General features: G+C 68.3%; 17 protein-coding genes and 2 pseudogenes. 14 read left to right on the forward strand and 5 right to left on the reverse strand.

All coding sequences use genetic code 11. From position 1 onward, the window contains the following. The first annotated feature begins 36 nt into the window (after positions 1-36). From MKW14_RS34195 to MKW14_RS34210, 4 genes are read left to right on the forward strand one after another with little or no spacing between them, the layout of a single operon-like run. The gene (locus MKW14_RS34195) at positions 37-585 is read left to right on the forward strand and encodes a hypothetical protein (RefSeq protein ID WP_240869696.1); all 549 of its coding nucleotides are present in this window, start codon (positions 37-39) and stop codon (positions 583-585) included. After that, entirely contained in the window at positions 572-1819 is a 1248-nt protein-coding gene (locus MKW14_RS34200) for an efflux RND transporter periplasmic adaptor subunit (protein ID WP_240869698.1), read from the forward strand. Before MKW14_RS34195 ends, MKW14_RS34200 begins: the two co-directional genes overlap by 14 nt. Next, positions 1816-2526 carry an ABC transporter ATP-binding protein gene (locus MKW14_RS34205; RefSeq protein ID WP_133041173.1) on the forward strand — a complete coding sequence of 237 codons (711 nt, stop codon included), beginning with the start codon at positions 1816-1818 and terminating at the stop codon, positions 2524-2526. Before MKW14_RS34200 ends, MKW14_RS34205 begins: the two co-directional genes overlap by 4 nt. Further along, positions 2523-3761, forward strand: coding sequence for an ABC transporter permease (locus tag MKW14_RS34210; RefSeq protein ID WP_240869700.1), 1239 nt, complete (start codon positions 2523-2525; stop codon positions 3759-3761). The genes MKW14_RS34205 and MKW14_RS34210 overlap by 4 nt, the downstream gene beginning before the upstream one ends. Positions 3762-3969: 208 nt before the next feature. Here MKW14_RS34210 and MKW14_RS34215 read toward each other — a convergent pair whose 3' ends face one another. After that, positions 3970-4317 (reverse strand): hypothetical protein, encoded by a 348-nt coding sequence (locus MKW14_RS34215; protein WP_240869701.1) that lies wholly within the window; start codon positions 4315-4317, stop codon positions 3970-3972. A 60-nt stretch (positions 4318-4377) separates the two neighbouring features. Here MKW14_RS34215 and MKW14_RS34220 point away from each other — a divergent pair, with 60 nt between their 5' ends. From MKW14_RS34220 to MKW14_RS34245, 6 genes are all read left to right on the forward strand, one after another. Continuing rightward, positions 4378-4533, forward strand: a complete 156-nt coding sequence (locus MKW14_RS34220; protein WP_240869702.1) for a hypothetical protein — start codon at positions 4378-4380, stop codon at positions 4531-4533. A 139-nt stretch (positions 4534-4672) separates the two neighbouring features. Then, on the forward strand, positions 4673-4927 hold the full coding sequence (locus MKW14_RS34225) for a type II toxin-antitoxin system VapB family antitoxin (protein ID WP_240869703.1): 255 nt from the start codon (positions 4673-4675) through the stop codon (positions 4925-4927). After that, complete coding sequence (locus MKW14_RS34230) at positions 4924-5337, forward strand: PIN domain nuclease (RefSeq protein ID WP_240869704.1); 414 nt, start codon at positions 4924-4926, stop codon at positions 5335-5337. The genes MKW14_RS34225 and MKW14_RS34230 overlap by 4 nt, the downstream gene beginning before the upstream one ends. Before the next feature lie 132 nt (positions 5338-5469). Then, positions 5470-6249 carry a hypothetical protein gene (locus tag MKW14_RS34235; RefSeq protein WP_240869705.1) on the forward strand — a complete coding sequence of 260 codons (780 nt, stop codon included), beginning with the start codon at positions 5470-5472 and terminating at the stop codon, positions 6247-6249. 55 nt (positions 6250-6304) lie between these two features. Continuing rightward, on the forward strand, positions 6305-6994 hold the full coding sequence (locus MKW14_RS34240; protein WP_240869707.1) for a hypothetical protein: 690 nt from the start codon (positions 6305-6307) through the stop codon (positions 6992-6994). Between the two features lie 1563 nt (positions 6995-8557). Beyond that, positions 8558-8878 carry a DUF6416 domain-containing protein gene (locus tag MKW14_RS34245; RefSeq protein ID WP_276622672.1) on the forward strand — a complete coding sequence of 107 codons (321 nt, stop codon included), beginning with the start codon at positions 8558-8560 and terminating at the stop codon, positions 8876-8878. 19 nt (positions 8879-8897) lie between these two features. On the opposite strand, the pseudogene MKW14_RS34250 reads toward MKW14_RS34245, so the two are convergent. Continuing rightward, positions 8898-9362: pseudogene (locus MKW14_RS34250) on the reverse strand (IS5 family transposase); the annotation flags it as partial. 101 nt (positions 9363-9463) lie between these two features. On the opposite strand from MKW14_RS34250, the gene MKW14_RS34255 reads away from it, so the two are divergent. From MKW14_RS34255 to MKW14_RS41680, 3 genes and pseudogenes are all read left to right on the forward strand, one after another. Next, positions 9464-10894: a serine hydrolase domain-containing protein gene (locus MKW14_RS34255; RefSeq protein WP_240869711.1), complete on the forward strand. Its 1431-nt coding sequence runs from the start codon at positions 9464-9466 to the stop codon at positions 10892-10894. A gap of 199 nt (positions 10895-11093) precedes the next feature. Continuing rightward, on the forward strand, positions 11094-11402 hold the full coding sequence (locus MKW14_RS34260) for a transposase (RefSeq protein ID WP_240869712.1): 309 nt from the start codon (positions 11094-11096) through the stop codon (positions 11400-11402). Then, a pseudogene (locus MKW14_RS41680) lies at positions 11399-11575 on the forward strand (hypothetical protein); the annotation flags it as partial. The gene MKW14_RS34260 and the pseudogene MKW14_RS41680, both read left to right, overlap by 4 nt. Before the next feature lie 34 nt (positions 11576-11609). Here the strand turns inward: MKW14_RS41680 and MKW14_RS34265 are convergent. After that, positions 11610-11915, reverse strand: a complete 306-nt coding sequence (locus tag MKW14_RS34265; protein WP_240869715.1) for a hypothetical protein — start codon at positions 11913-11915, stop codon at positions 11610-11612. 885 nt (positions 11916-12800) lie between these two features. Between MKW14_RS34265 and MKW14_RS34270 the strand changes: the two genes are divergently transcribed. Continuing rightward, positions 12801-13358: a PH domain-containing protein gene (locus MKW14_RS34270; protein ID WP_240869717.1), complete on the forward strand. Its 558-nt coding sequence runs from the start codon at positions 12801-12803 to the stop codon at positions 13356-13358. 115 nt (positions 13359-13473) lie between these two features. On the opposite strand, the gene MKW14_RS34275 is transcribed toward MKW14_RS34270, so the two are convergent. Then, on the reverse strand, positions 13474-14175 hold the full coding sequence (locus MKW14_RS34275; RefSeq protein WP_240869719.1) for a hypothetical protein: 702 nt from the start codon (positions 14173-14175) through the stop codon (positions 13474-13476). 27 nt (positions 14176-14202) lie between these two features. After that, positions 14203-15093 carry a hypothetical protein gene (locus MKW14_RS34280; RefSeq protein ID WP_240869720.1) on the reverse strand — a complete coding sequence of 297 codons (891 nt, stop codon included), beginning with the start codon at positions 15091-15093 and terminating at the stop codon, positions 14203-14205. Between the last annotated feature and the right edge of the window lie 11 nt (positions 15094-15104).

Genomic DNA, 15104 nt, shown 5'->3' on the forward strand with positions numbered 1-15104 from the left:
ACAGGATCGTCATAACTTCGGGCCATGGTCTGCGCCATGGTGAAACCCTCCACTCGAGCCGCGGTGTTGACCTCCGTCGCCGCGGCCGGCCTGCTCCTCCTCACCGCGTGCGGGGGCGGCGGCGGACACGACGACGCGGGCAACGGCGGCAAGGACGAGGTCGCCTCGCTGAACACACCGGCGGCGAGCGGCGGTTCGGCCGGTGCGAGCGCCGATCCCGACGCGGGCCGCCCGCAGATCCGGCTGGACAGCACGCAGGACGACGTCAACCGCATGTGGGACGGCTGGACCGCCTGCCTGAAGGAACACGGCGTCGACAAGACGTACAAGAGGCACCCCGACGCCCCCGGTGTGAAGGCCTGCGCGGGGAAGCTGCCGCTCGATCCGCCGGAGCTGGACCCGGCCAAGAACCCGGACTTCGACGACGACACACGGGCCATGGTGAAGTGCATGAACGAGCACCACATCAAGAGCGTGGTCACGGACCGGGGTTGGGGCCTGGTCGACGGGGCGAGCCTGAACGCCCCCGACTACGACCAGATCATGGTCGCCTGTCAGGTGAAGGCGTTCGGTGACCACCACTGACGACACGGAGGCCGCCCGCCCGTCGAGCGGACGGCGCGCGGCACCGGGCAGACGGCGGGTGGTCATCGGGACGGTGGCCGTGGCGGTCCTCGTGGCGAGCGCGCTGACCGCGACCGCGTGGCAGAACGACGGCGGGAAGCCGGACGCCGCCGGCGGCGCCGTACACACCGCGACCGCCGTGGTGACCAGGAGCGACCTCTCCAACGCCCAGACGCTGGACGGAAATCTCGGCTACGGCCGGGCCACCACGGTGAAGGGCGGCAGGAGCGGCCTGCTGACCTGGCTGCCGTCGACGGGGGCCACGGTGCGCCGGGGCCGGCCGCTGTACCGGGTGGACAACGTGCCGGTCTCGCTCTTCTACGGCGGCACACCGCTGTACCGGACCCTTCAGGCCCGGGGGACCACCGGGCCGGACGTGAGGACGGTGGCCGACAACCTCAGGGCACTCGGCTACGACATCGGCGCACAGCCCGCGGTGGGCACCTGGGTCACTCCACAGCACGTCACGCCGACGGCCACCGCGAGCCCACCGAGCCCCTCGTCCAGTGCCTCCCCCTCCGCCCCTGTGGCGCCCTCCACCACTCCTGTCCAGGTCAAACGCGGCGACGGCGTCCTGACGGCCGGCCTCATCGCCGCGATCAAGCGGTGGCAGACCGCGGCCGGCATGCCCGCCACCGGTGTGCTGGGCGTCGGTGACGTCGTGGTGCTGTCCGGTGCCGTACGGGTCGAGGGCGTCCAGGCGCAGCTCGCCGACCCGGCCGACGGGACCCTGATGACGGTCACCTCCACCGCCAAGTCGGTGACCGTGCAGGTGGATCCGGGCGAGGCGGGCTCGATGAGGCGGGGCGACACGGTGACGGTGAGCCTGCCCGACGGCTCCACCGCCGAGGGCACCATCAGCTCCATCGGCGCCACCGTCCGCACGACCGACGCGTCGAGCGGCGACGACTCCTCCGGACAGCCCCGGCTGACCGTGGGCATCGGCCTGAGCGACACCGCGGCCGTGCGCGGACTGAACTCCGCCCCCGTACAGGTGAAGTTCACCTCGGAGACCCGCAGGGGCGTGCTCACCGTGCCCATCGGCGCCCTGACGGCGCTCCGCGAGGGCGGCTACGCGGTCCAGTTGCCCGGCGGCCGGCTGGTGGCGGTGAAGACCGGGCTGTTCTCCAAGGGAATGGTGGAGATCAGCGGTGCCGGCATCGGCGCCGGGACGAAGGTGGTGACGACGTCATGAGCGCGCCCCCGGTGCTGGCGGTGCAGGGCGCGAGCATGGTGTACCCGGGCGGGGTCACGGCGCTGCACGACGTCTGGCTGGCCGTCGAACAGGGCGAACTGCTCGGCATCGTGGGGCCGTCCGGGTCCGGCAAGTCGACGCTGCTGAACATCATGGGCACGCTGGACCGGCCGACCAGCGGCACCGTGGAGATCGACGGCCAGGACGTGGCACGGCTCTCCGACCGCAGCCTGTCGGCGTTGCGGGGCCGCCGACTCGGCTTCGTCTTCCAGCAGTTCCACCTCACCGACGGACTGACCGCCGCCGAGAACGTCGCCACCGGCCTGCTGTACGCCGGTGTGCCGCGCCGCAAGCGCCGGCCGCTGGCCCTGGAGGCGCTGGACCGGGTGGGGCTGGCCCGCCGGGCCCGTCATCTGCCGCAGCAGCTGTCCGGCGGTGAACGGCAGCGGGTGGCCATCGCCCGCGCCCTCGTCAACCGGCCCGTCCTGGTGCTCGCGGACGAGCCCACGGGCGCCCTGGACACCGCGAACGGCGTGGCCGTACTGGATCTGCTGACCACGCTGAACCGCGAGGGGACCACCATCGCGGTCATCACCCACGACCGGGACATCGCGGCCCAGTTGCCGCGCCGGGTGGAGATCCGCGACGGCCGCCTGCGCTCCGACACCCGCGTCGACGCCGACGCCCGCATGGAAAGCTGGTCATGACCATCACATCGACGCGGCGGCACGCCACCGGCGGGGTCGGCGACAGCAGGCCGGTGCGGCTGGCGCCGCTGGACATCCTGGGCCTGGGGCTGCTGGGCATCCGTACCCGCAGGATACGGGCGGCCCTGTCCGCGCTCGGCATCTCGATCGGCATCGCCACCCTGATCGTCGTCACCGGGATCCCGGCGTCCAGCCAGAAGGCCCTGATGAGGGAACTCTCCGCGCTGGGCACCAACATGCTCAGGGCCGTACCCGCCAACCAGGACCCGCCGGTGCTGCTGCCCCCCGAGTCGGTGGACATGGTGCGCCGGATCGGCCCGGTCACGGCGGCCAGCGCGGTCGCCAACACCCACACCCAGGTCTTCCGCAACGACCGCCAGGGCGCCGACGACTACACGGGCCTGACCGTCCTCGCCACCAGACTCGACCTGCTGCCGACGATCAACGCGCGGGTGGCCACGGGCCGCTTCCTCACCCCGACCACGGAGAGGTTCCCCACGGCGGTCCTGGGCTCGGTGGCCGCCTCCCGTCTCGGCGTCCCGAAGATCACCGCCGGCCGGCCCGCCCCGCAGATCTACGTCGGCGGCCACTGGTTCACGGTCACCGGGACCCTCGAGAAGACCCCCCTCTCCCCCGACATCGACCGCTCGGTCCTGGTCGGCTGGGACGCGGCGCGCACCCTCCTCAAGTTCGACGGCCACCCGACCGTGCTCTACCTCAAGGCCAGGGAGTCCCGGATCGAGGCCGTACGTGACGTACTGCCCGCCACCGTCAATCCCCAACTGCCCGGCGTGGTCCAGGTCAGCCGCCCGTCCGACGCGCTGGCCGCCAAACGGGCCACCGCGTCCACCTTCTCCGCGCTCTTCCTCGGACTCGCCGGCGTCGCGCTCCTCGTCGGCGGCATCGGAGTCGCCAACACCATGGTGATCTCGGTCCTCGAACGCCGCCGCGAGATCGGCCTGCGCCGGGCCCTGGGCGCCAACCGGGGCCAGATACGCGCCCAGTTCCTCACCGAGTCGGTCGTCCTGTCGGCCCTCGGCGGCCTGACCGGCACGGCCCTCGGCACGCTGACCACGATCGCCTACGCCGCCCACCAGCACTGGCCCCCGGTCATCCCCCTCACCTCGGTGACCGCCGGCTTGTCCGGCGCGATCCTGATCGGCATGCTGGCCGGCGTCTACCCGTCCCTACGAGCGGCCCGCCTGACGCCCACGGAGGCGCTGGCGACGACCTAGCCGTGTCCATGACCGGACACTCAGAGACGCTCAGCCCGCCTGTCCCCCTTCCCCGGTCATCGGCCCGACCACCCGGAGATCGACGTCGGGCCGCACCCAGCTACGACAGCTGCACCGCATTTCATAGGTGAGGCAGGTGCCGCGCCGGCGGGTTCAGTGCGCGGCGCGGCGCGGCGCGGCTCCGGTCGGTCGCCGCCGACGGCGGTGTTCAGCCCGCCTGTCCGTCCTCCACGCCGGCCGCTGGAAGGACCACCCGGATGGTCGCCATGGGCTGCACCCAGGACAGGTCCGTGCCCTCGGGCGCCTCGAGATCGATCACGGCGTGCCAGACGGGGGGCAGTTCGGAGAACTCCCCGAACGGCGGCCGGTACATGCGCACCACCCGGGCCGGGGCGGACCCGGCGTCCACCGCCGTGTCCACCGGAAGCACCGCGTCGCCGGGGAAGACACTGCGCCCCACACTGACGCAACGGGCGTGGCAGACCACCTTGTTCGGCGAGGGCCGCTCATACACGATCTCCACCTGCAGCAGGCCGACAGGCCCGGCACCGCTCATCGCGAAGACGCCTCCATCCGGAATCAGAACCAGCTCACCTGGCCGGACACCTCCGCCGGAGTGCTCGCCTTCCGCCGCGAACCCGGCTTCGTCTGCGTGGTCAACCTCTCGACCGACCCGTACCAGCTCCCCGAACACACCTCGACCCTGCTCACCTTCGGACCCATCGAGAACGCCCGACTGGCTCCGGACCAGGCGGCCTGGCTCACGATCTGAGGCCACCCCTTGGCCGCCAGGGCCCGCCCGGTCTCACTCCCCGCCGTCCGGGCAGGCCCTGGTTCCGTCGAGACGGAATATACAAAGGATCTTGTACCTTGATACACTTCAATTGATACATGGGCGAGGAGGTCCCGTTGTGAGCCGTACTGTCATCGATCTCGACGACGAGGCGCTGGAAGCAGCTGCCAGGGAACTCGGCACGACCACGAAGCGCGACACCATCAACACCGCGCTGCGAGAGGTCACGGCCCGCTACCGGCGTCTGCGATCCCTCGAAGAAGCCCGCGATCTCGTCGCCGAAGGCGCCCTGGACGTGGACCTGCTCCTGGACAAGCGCGCCTACCGCCCCACGAGTGCGGGGAACGTCCGGGGCACCGGAGCGGACGAGTGAGCGTCGCCGACTACCTCATCGACACCTCCGCCCTCGCTCGCGTTCTGCTCCGGCACAACACGACCGCATGGGACGACAAGATCGCCGCCGGTCTCGTCGCGATCTGCGACCTCACCGAACTGGAAGTCCTCTACTCGGCCCGTTCGGCCACGGACCGCGCCCGCTTGAAGTCGGCACTCGACGCCCACTACACCTGGTGCCCCATGCCCGACGGCGTCTACCGCCGCTCCCGCGTCATCCAGGAACAACTGACCGCCAAGGGAGAACACCGCAGCGCGGGCCCGGTCGACCTCCTGGTGGCCGCCGCCGCAGAAGAGGCCGGACTCACCTTGCTCCACTACGACCGCGACTTCGAAACCATCGCCCGCACCACAGGCCAACCGGTCCGCACGATAGACCTCAGGCAGTAACGCCCGCACTGCCGCACGGCCTGCCATCAAGCCTGTCGCCGACCGCACTCGCCAAAGCATCGCCCCCACCCCTCTCTGTCAGCCTTGGGTGACACTTCCTGCCGGGCCGTTTCACGAGACAACGAAAGAACCATGTCGGACTGCGCGAGCCTCATCTGCTGGGACTGTTCCCTGGTACTGGACCTGGGCTGGTTCCAGCAGTCCGCCGTGCAGCGGAGGATCTTCACGGACTCCGGGCCTGGCGAGTCCGATCCGGTCGCGACCGCGGCGGTCTGGAAGTTCCTGGGCGAGCACGTGTACCACCGGGTGGAACTGGCCGGCGAGATGTCCCCGCCGTGGGACCACATCGACCAGGGCTTCACCACCATCGACAGCGACCTGGCGGACTCGCCCTCGCTCCTCCAGTACGTCGAGGACGACTGGGACGGCCGCCACCTGCTGGTGCGCCCCAGACCGCTGTGCACGGCAGTGCGTGCCGCGCTCGCACCCTTCGAAGAGGCCAGACAGTCCGGGCGATGGACCGCTCACCCGGCTGAGGAGGCGGCGGTGGAGGAACTGCTGCCTCTCACCCGGTGGCCCCTGCCGGCGGGACGACGAGTGGACGACGCGGAGGTGCTGGCACGTGCGGCGACGACAGGGAGGGCCAGAGCCGCTTTCGACCGTGTCGCCGTGTCCTTCCCCGACCACCGGGCCGACCTCCCGGCGGCGCTGCGGGCCTTCTCCGGCGCACTCGCAGCCGCGGGAGACATCGCACCGGATGCCCTCCTCAAGGACAGGGGGGACTTCATGCCCGCGGCTCTTTTCGACGCGGAGCGTGCGCTGGGCCTGATCGGCAAGTTCCTCGACGACATCGCGTATGACTACTTCCACCCCGGTCGGCGTGGCGACGATGCGACTCCGCACGGACGTTAGTGCAAGTGATCGATTCTGGTGGGTGGAGACCCGGCCGGGAAGGGTGAAGGAAGACATGACGGAACTCGTTGACGTGGTGTGTCACCAGTGCAAGATCAAGCTTGAGCTGCTCGATGCCCCGCTTCCCCGAGAGGCATGGTGGAAGTTCCTGGACGAACACGCCTACCACCCGGTGGAGTTGCTGTGGGAGCACTCCGAGGCACGCGAGAGAATCGACATCGACTACATCTATGTGGACAGCGACATCGAGGGCGACCCCTCGTTCGCCGAGTACGCGGGCGACTGGCCGGGCCGCCCTCTCGCCCTACGCCCTCGGCCGATCGCCCGCGCAGTGGCCGAGATCGTGGAGCGCGCCTTTGACGCCATGGAGGCCCACGAGTGGCAGGCCGCATCGGCCGACGGGGCGGTGGCCGAACAGATTATGCGGTACATGGACTTCGCTCCCCCGGCCAGTGAACTGGTCGACAACGCAGCCGTACTCGCCCGGCTGGCCGCGGTGGAGGCGGCTCTGGAGCGACTGCGCCGGGCGGCCATCGAACCGCTCGGCGACCACTTCGGCACATTCCTGAACGACGTCCTGCACGCCCTGCCCACCGCAGCCGATCTCCCCCCGGACGAACTGTGCGCCGAAAGTGGCCCCCTGGCTTCCCCTCGGCTGTGGGACACCGAGCGGGCACTGCGACTGATCCAGCACCTCCTGGCCGCCAGAGTCGCACTGCGCGAACCGTCCCCCCACGCCGACTGAGCCTCGGTCCGGGGTCCCGGCCGCCTCTCGCTCCCCCGCTCTCGGGTTCTCCGGCTCCCAGACCGGTTCCCCGGACCGAGCCACCGTGCGGCGGCTCGGCGCATGCCTGTCGGCAGATGCCCGGCGTCCGTCGAATGCCGGCTGGGAAGCAACCAGGCCATCGCCGGCCACTTGCTCGATCTCACCTCCCCCGTCCCCGACGGGCCGCTGTCCACCCGGACGCCCCGGCCGCAGCGTCAAGGGCCGTGCAGTCGCAGCAGGCTCGAGCAGCAGCCTTTCCGGGACCTGCGGACCTTGCGTCGCTGATCACGCCGCACTGATCAACATCACAGTCGAGGAACGCGCCGCCCGGCACGTTTCTCCCGCGGACTGCCGAACGCCGTACGCAGGTCAGGCAGCCGACCTGTGATCGTCGGCGCAGTGGTTCCATTCCACGTGTCGACCGGCAACATGCCGCTCACCCCAGCCCGATCCCCTCGGCCTCAATACGGCCCCAACAAGCCCCGCAAGGCTTGGAGGGCCATCCATCCACGATGACAAACGCCCTTGACCATGAGAGAGTCCCAGGTCAGAGAGGTGGAGGTGGCTCCCAGGGGGAGGAGTGGCCGCGACACTTCGTCGAAGTGAGCAGCGGATTGAGCCCGTTGGGCCGAACTAGCCGTTCGAACACCTTCGAGGAGACGTTTCCGCAGGTCAAAGCCCTGCACAGGTGGGGCGGGTGGGACTCGAACCCACGGCCGACGGATTATGAGTCCTTTGAGGATCTTGGCGGTCCTTGTCGATCCATGCTCATCTTGGCCGTTTTCCCAGGTCAGACGAGGTTTGGCGCCTCGGTCCTTCCCGGCCCTTGTCAGTCTTTTCCGATCCTTGTGTCCAACCTGCGTCCAGAACGCGTCCTGTAAGGACAAGACCAACCAGCTTCAGAGACGATCACCCCTGCTCGGGAGTGCGCCTCAAACTCGCCCGCAGCGGATACCCCTTCCCATGCGCGGTCGGGCGGACTGTAGCTCCGGGCGCACGACATGGAGAACGCCCCCTACCCATCCACTTCGTGCGAGACAGCCTAGTTCGGCGCACAGGCGGCACATGAGTACGGCGCGGGCCCGGAGCTCATGGCACCGGGCACAGCAAGGACCCAGCCCCCGGACAGAACGACCTCACGCCTTGCGCAGGGTGAGGAGGTCGTGTCGACGGATGAACACCGCCATGGGATCCGATTCCACTCCTGGGACCGCCCTGCACACCAGTTCTTGTCGTTCTCCCTCGGATACCCCTACCGAAAGAGGTGGGCTTGAGCACCATGAGATCTTGACCTGAACGGTGTGCATGCCCGGGGAGACCGCCCTCAGGCAGGTCTCGCCCCGCCGTAGGTCCCCCACGCGTTCGCCGTCCACGTACACCTTGTACGGGCGCAATTGCGCGTAGCTGTCGGCCTTGTCTCGGCGTACCGCAATCTCCGTCATAACGGACCACCGTTTCTCCCGGTTCGGGAAGACTCCGCGCTGGGCTGAGCACTCTGGCGAAGCGGGGCACTACGACGCTCCGGAGTGGGGACCGGAGGACCTGGAGCGCGCCGGGGTGTTCCTGGACGAACTCGCGCCCCAGGCCCGGCGGATCTTCGAGTACCTGCTGCGTAACCCCGGCCGTGGTTTCCACTGCACGGAACTGGTGGACAAGGCTCTGGGCGGGTCGAACGGCGCCGATCCGGCGAAGCGTGTGGCCGGCGTGGTCTATGGGATGACCAAGGCATACGACGACAGCGGGCGGCGCTATCCGTTCTACTGGTGGGAGGCTCCTGAGGGGAGCGCGGGCGCGACGTACGCGGTCCGCCCCTCGGTGGCGGCGGTGTTCCTGGCCGCTCAGCTTGGACAGCGCGAAGGGTGACCGCGGCTAACTGATCGTTTCAGAATGAAGTTCTGAGGCGGCGAAGGCAGATGATGCTGCAGGCCAGTTCGAGCAGGCCCTGGTGGAGGTCGGCAGGGCGCTCGTAGCGAATGCGGAGGCATTTGAACTGGTGCAACCAGGCGAAGGCGCGCTCGGCCACCCAGCGGACCTTGCCCAGTCCGGAGCCGTGGGCGACCCCGCGTCGGGCGATCATCGGTTTGATGCCGCGCTTCCATAGCAGGCGGCGGTACTTGTCGAAGTCGTAACCCCGGTCAGCGTACAAGCCCCGGGCTTGCGACGCGGGCGTCCCCCGCAGGCCCCGGATCGGCGGGACGGCATCCAGGAGGGGCAGGAGTTGGGTGACGTCGTGGCGGTTGCCGCCGGTGAGCGCAACGGCCAGCGGGGTACCGTGCCGGTCGACGATCACATGGTGCTTGGAACCAGGGCGGGCGCGGTCAACCGGCGACGGGCCGACGTGATCCCCCCTTTCAGGGATCGCCAGCCGCAAGAACGCAGGCTCGGCTCAAGCTTGAAACGTTCAGTTAACCATTATGGCCCGAAAGTATTTTCGCATACGGTATCCGGATGGCTTCTCAGCGTATTTCGCTGCCGCGCTCGACACCGGCTGCCTCGGGGATGTCGTCCCGTTCGATTGCCGCGCTGCTGGATCGGCTCGAAGCACGATCCGTCGAGTGTCACTCCATCATGGTCGTACGCCACGGTCACGTCGTCGCCGAAGGCTGGTGGGCGCCGTACTCGGCCGAGCGCCCGCACCTTCTCTACTCGCTAACCAAGTCGTTCACCTCGGTCGCCGTGGGGCTCGCGATCGCCGACGGGCTGCTCTCGCTGGGCGATCGGGTGGTGGATGTGTTGCCCGACCACGTTCCGGGCGACATCTCGGATCAGGGACGCCGCCTCACCGTTCACCACCTGCTGTCCATGACGGCCGGACATCGTACGGACAGCCTCGCCGAAGCCTGGCAACTGGAACCGGGCGACCTGGTGAAAGGCTTCCTGCGCGTACCGTTTCCCGAGGCCGAAGGAACACGGCACGCCTACGACAATCCGACCACCTTCATCCTGGCCCGGATGCTGGAACGGGTCACGGGCCGCAGCCTCCCGGAACTGCTCGACGAGCGCCTCTTCAAGCCAATGGGCATCGATCACGCCGAATGGGACCGGGTGGCAAGCGGTGCCGCCTTCGGATTCCACGGACTGCACCTCACCACCGAGGCCGTCGCCGCCTTCGGCGAGTTGCTCCTGCGCGGAGGTCTTTGGAACAACCGGCGCCTCGTCCCGCGCGAATGGGTGGAGCTCGCGACCAGACGGCACACCGATACCCTGCCACTCGAGGACGGATCGGGGAGCGTCGACTACCTTCGCGGTTACGGTTACCAGTTCTGGATGTCGCGTCACGGCTACCACGGTGACGGCTCGTTCGGCCAGCAATGCGTAGTCGTCCCCTCGCACGATCTCGTGGTCGCCGTGACCGGCGGCCATACGCAGGCACAAGCACTGCTCGACGCAATATGGGAGTGCCTGCTGCCCGGCATGGAACACGCGGAAAGCACCGGGGACGATGAGATCCTCGCCGATCGATTGCGGCGGCTGTCATTGGCACCAGTGCTGGGTTCGGCCGCCCCGAGGCGTTCCGCCAAGGCGAGACTCGACGCCTCCGCCGAGGCTTCGGCTCTGCCCGACGGAACCACAGTGATCGTCGATCCCGTGGACAATGGATGGCTCCTTCGGCTCGGGCCGTTCCTCAACGTCGAGGTCGGCCACGGCGAATGGCGGGAAAGTTCGCCGCTCGGGCGCCCTGTCGTCGCGGCTGGCGCCTGGCAGGGCAATACGTTCGTCGCCGAGCTTTACGTCATCACCACACCACACCGAGTTCGGCTGTCGATAGACGCCGACGCCGGAACAGCGATGGCAACTTGGAACATCGTGCCCCTGACCAGCCCCAGTCTGGCGTTGCATTTGCGGTCACCGCTGATGACACGACCCGACGTCGCGTAGGTGACGCGCATCGTCCACAGCGCTCCGGACTGGGTGGTCGAGCGCGCGCCTTCGCCTGGCGGCTCCACCAATTCAAGCGGCTCCGCATCCGCTACGAGCGAGCCGACCTCCAGCAGGGGCCCTGCTCGAATGAGGTTCCCCCGAGATGCGGAGTGTGTTGACAGAGGGTCAGATGGTTCTCATGAGAGGAACATCGACCATGGCCGCCCCCAGAAAGTACTCGCTCGAGTTGCGTGAGCGTGCGGTACGGATGTACCGGACCTCCGACCCGAAGCCGCAGATCAAGAAGCTGGCCGTCGATCTCGGCGTGCACCCGGAGGCCCTGCGCGGCTGGATCCGACAGGCCGAGGCCGATGCCGGCGAGCGCGACGACCGTCTCACCACCGACGAGCGGGCCGAGCTGGCGGCGCTGCGCAAGGAGAACGCTCAGCTCAAGCGGGCAAACGACGTCCTGCGGACGGCCTCGGCTTTTTTCGCGGCGCAACTCGACCCGACCCGGCCCAGGTGACGGCGCTCCTCGACGAGCATCCCCGCCTGGGAGTCGAGTGCGTCCTGCGGGAACTGCACATCCCCTCCTCCACCTACTACCGCTGGCGCCGCGCCGAGCGCGAACCGTGCGAACGGCGGCGCCGCGACGTCGAACTGACCGAGCGGATCAAGGAGATCCACGCGGAGTCCGGCGGCAATTACGGCTCGCCGCGCGTGCACGCCGTCCTCAAAACGTGTTGGCCTGCTGCCATACGGCGTCTGCCCGTGGAGCAGTGTTGTCCGGTCTCGCCGCCACCGGTTTCCTCATCACCTCGATCGTGTTCATGTTGCCTAATATTTGGTCGTATTTCTGGAACAGCACTACTCTTCGCAACAGCAAGTGGATGCCCACCGCAACGACGCCGTCCGGCGTCCACTTCGCCCCCAATGTCGCGAGCGGCCCCCTCACCAGAGCGGAGGTAACCGCGGGGCACTTCTTCTTGAACTCGATGGCATGCGTCGCGGCCGTGCTCGTCCTGACGGTTTTCGCCAAACTGACACGGGCTCGGGAAGGCCAACAGCCAGGAGGGCAGCCGTGATGAGTGCGTCGCTTGGCAGTTCCTTGGAGGGGATGCCGTGGTGGGTAACCCTGATCGGCGTCTCACTGTGGCCAGTGGCCTACATATGTAGATGGCTTGCCATTCTCCTTCTCGACTCAAAGGCTCTGGACAAAGCCGACTCGGCGCAGATACCAGCGATCATGACCGCGATGACCAGGCATCGCGCAGACGACGGACCAGGGACACTGCGAAGGCGACGCGACCCGCCGATCTGACGCTAATCGGCGAACTCCAGCCGCAGGACCCGTACGACGAGGTAGGTTCCGACGCCAATGTCGGTCACGCGGAACCGCCGGCCGACGAGCTGCGGATCGCGAGCAGATCGGGCAACACTCAGCGCGCATTTCCACAGCGGTGACGTACTCGGTCATGTCCCGCTCATCGACGAGGACGGTGCACGTTCGCCCGTCAAAGCGCATATGGAATCGGTTCGGCGTCAGCATCGGCGGATGCCTATTGAGCGAGAACGACGATCGCCACTCGTGGAGACCGACGATGACAACGAAACTTCCAAGGTCACCGGCTTGAGACGGCCCAGCACACCGTCGAACCTCTGTCGCGCCCTGCGGAGGACCACAGCCCGATCGAAGCCTGAGTCCGTGCCCGTCATCGGCTCCCGGATGCGCTTCCGGGGCCAGGCGGCGGATCGCGCAGCGGACAGGCAGATGGCTAATACAAGATTTGATCAAACTATGAGCTACTCACCTTTACAGGGTGCTCACCAAGTCGGCACGCTTCCGCCGTGAGAAGCGCACAGGGCGCTTCCCATATCGCCACGGGGGCCCCTCGCAGCTCCCGTGCACATGCGGAGGAGTGAGATGGCGGCGAAGGTTCCCGAAGGGCTGCGCAGCGACCTGGCCGAGGCGGTTGCGCAGGAGAATACCCTCTGGGGCTCGAAGAAGAGCCTGACCGTCGCCTCTGGGGCTCTGCGGGACGACGAGCGCGTGCTCGCCGCGACGACGACCTATCGCAAGCAAGGCAGCGTCAACCAGTCCGGAGTGCTGATCGTCACCGACCAGCGGCTGCTGTTCGTCCACGCACGGGCGTTCGCCTCGGCGACGGAGGAGATCCCCCTCGCCAACATCTCCGGAGTCATCGACCGCAAGGGCCTGCTCCAGGGCGCCATCGTCGTGACGGGCTCGGGCGGCATCACGACCAGCTTCACGAACATCACCAAGGACCGGGTCGCACCGGTGATGGAGGCGATCCGCTCCCACCTTCGCGTGCCGGGCAGCGTGCCCGTAGCGCAGGCCGCGCCCGCTCCGGCCGTCCCTGACTCGGCGGACCAGATCAGGAAGCTGGCCGGGCTACGCGATGCCGGCATCCTGACCGAGGAGGAGTTCACGGCCAAGAAGCGGCTGATCCTGGGGCTATAGCGGGGGACCGCAGGGGAACCTGCTCAGACACGATGCAGGGGCCTCCCCCGGCCCGCCGCGGAGATCACCGGCAAACGACGCTCGAGGTCGGCGGGGACGGCGAAGTCCACGCGCATTACTGTTCGCCCGCTGAGTCAGAGTCGCCCGGCTCATCTGCGAAATCGGCTTCCTCAGGGTCGGGGAAGGACACCGTCCGCAGTATCGCCACGATCATGTCGCAGAACTCGCCCCAGTACTCGGTGGATGCCGTGTGCAGGGTGAACGCGGCGGTGTACGGGCCGGTCGGGAACGGGACTTGGACCTCTATCTGGCCCGTCACGAGCTTCTTGGGCTCGCCGTCTGCCGTGATCGTCGGATTGAGGCTCATTTCCCGCAGGGTGACGCAAGAGACAGCCGGTCCACACGGAAGTTCCATCCAGCGCGCGTCGTTGAGGGGATCGCCGCCCAGCGCGGCCAGGATGCCCTGCGCCGCGATGTCCGGATCCGCGTGGTCGGTCCGGGCGGCGGCCACGGTGAAGGCACACTGGACGACACCGCCGTCGTCTGTGGAGAACAGTCCCAGCGCGGAGTAGGCGAGGCCGCTGTCCGAGAGGTACTCGGCGATGCCCTCGTAGTACGGAGCTGCTGGGGTCCAGATCGTCTCGTCGCCCCGGGAGTAGAGCTCGCGTACGAAGGTGTGAGCGAGTTCGGCGCGTTCCTCCGGTGCGCCGGCGAGAGGCAGCGCGAAGAAACCGTCGGGGGTGTCGAAACGCATGGGGGGTACGGGGGCGTCGTCGATGTCCGCGTCGCGGGGAGTGACGTCCGTCGGAATGGCCATGGGGTGCTGTCCTGGATTCGTGGTCGGTCAGAAGCCGTAGTCCCCGGGCTGGCGCGGTACCTCTTCGCCGTTGAGGTCCATCAGCTGCTCTACGGCGATGCGGCTGCCGACGGAAGGGTCCTCCGGCCCCAGTTGTTCGACGAGGAAGTTTCCGCTCGGGCGACGGCTGATCACGGGGGGCGTGTCGAAACCGCTCTCGGCGACAAGGGCGTCGACGGTACGGAGCTGGCCAGGAGTGAGGGCATTCGGGGGAATCAGTTCGTTCGGGATGGCGAGGTATCGGAACCATTCGCCGCTGTGGATGTGAAGACGGCACCAGGAGCCGTCAGCGAAACGGATGACCGTGTCCGCCTTCTCCCTGCTGTACGTCTTCCTCTCCACTGCCTCGAGGTCACTGCGCCGGCACTCCCACAGGACCTCGGTCTCGCCGTTGCGACCCTCCGGGTATCCGATGACGATGAGGCGCTGGTCGGTCACGAACGCCTTGGTCTGATAGGGGGCGGGCCTGCGACCTCGGTCGAGTTGCCACGGCAGTGTGCGCGCGATGGTGCCGGGTGCCGCCCACATGACTGGGAAGTCCTCGACCTCGTTCTCCGGGTCCTCAGGGGGCGTCTTGACCGGGGCGGAAGGTCCCTTGATGACACTGCCCGATCCGGCCAGGCTCTCCAGCCCGCCAACGACCACTGCGAAGAGCCCGGTCAGGCCGGACCGTCCAGCGGAACGCGCCCGGCCTCCGCCCTCGCTCCGAGGGGTGAAGACCGGTCCCTCGGGCCAGCCCGGAAGCTCGCCCTGGATGTCGTTCCGGTCCGTGTCGCGGAACCAGCGCATCCCGGACACCTTCGGAGCGACACCGGTGGCGAAGGTGACGAGGCACCGGGCGAGCAGTAGTTCGCCGGGGCGCGGCTGCCAAGTGGTCATGAGGTGGGACC

It is taken from the genome of Streptomyces gilvus, assembly GCF_022513565.1.
Taxonomy (GTDB): domain Bacteria; phylum Actinomycetota; class Actinomycetes; order Streptomycetales; family Streptomycetaceae; genus Streptomyces; species Streptomyces gilvus.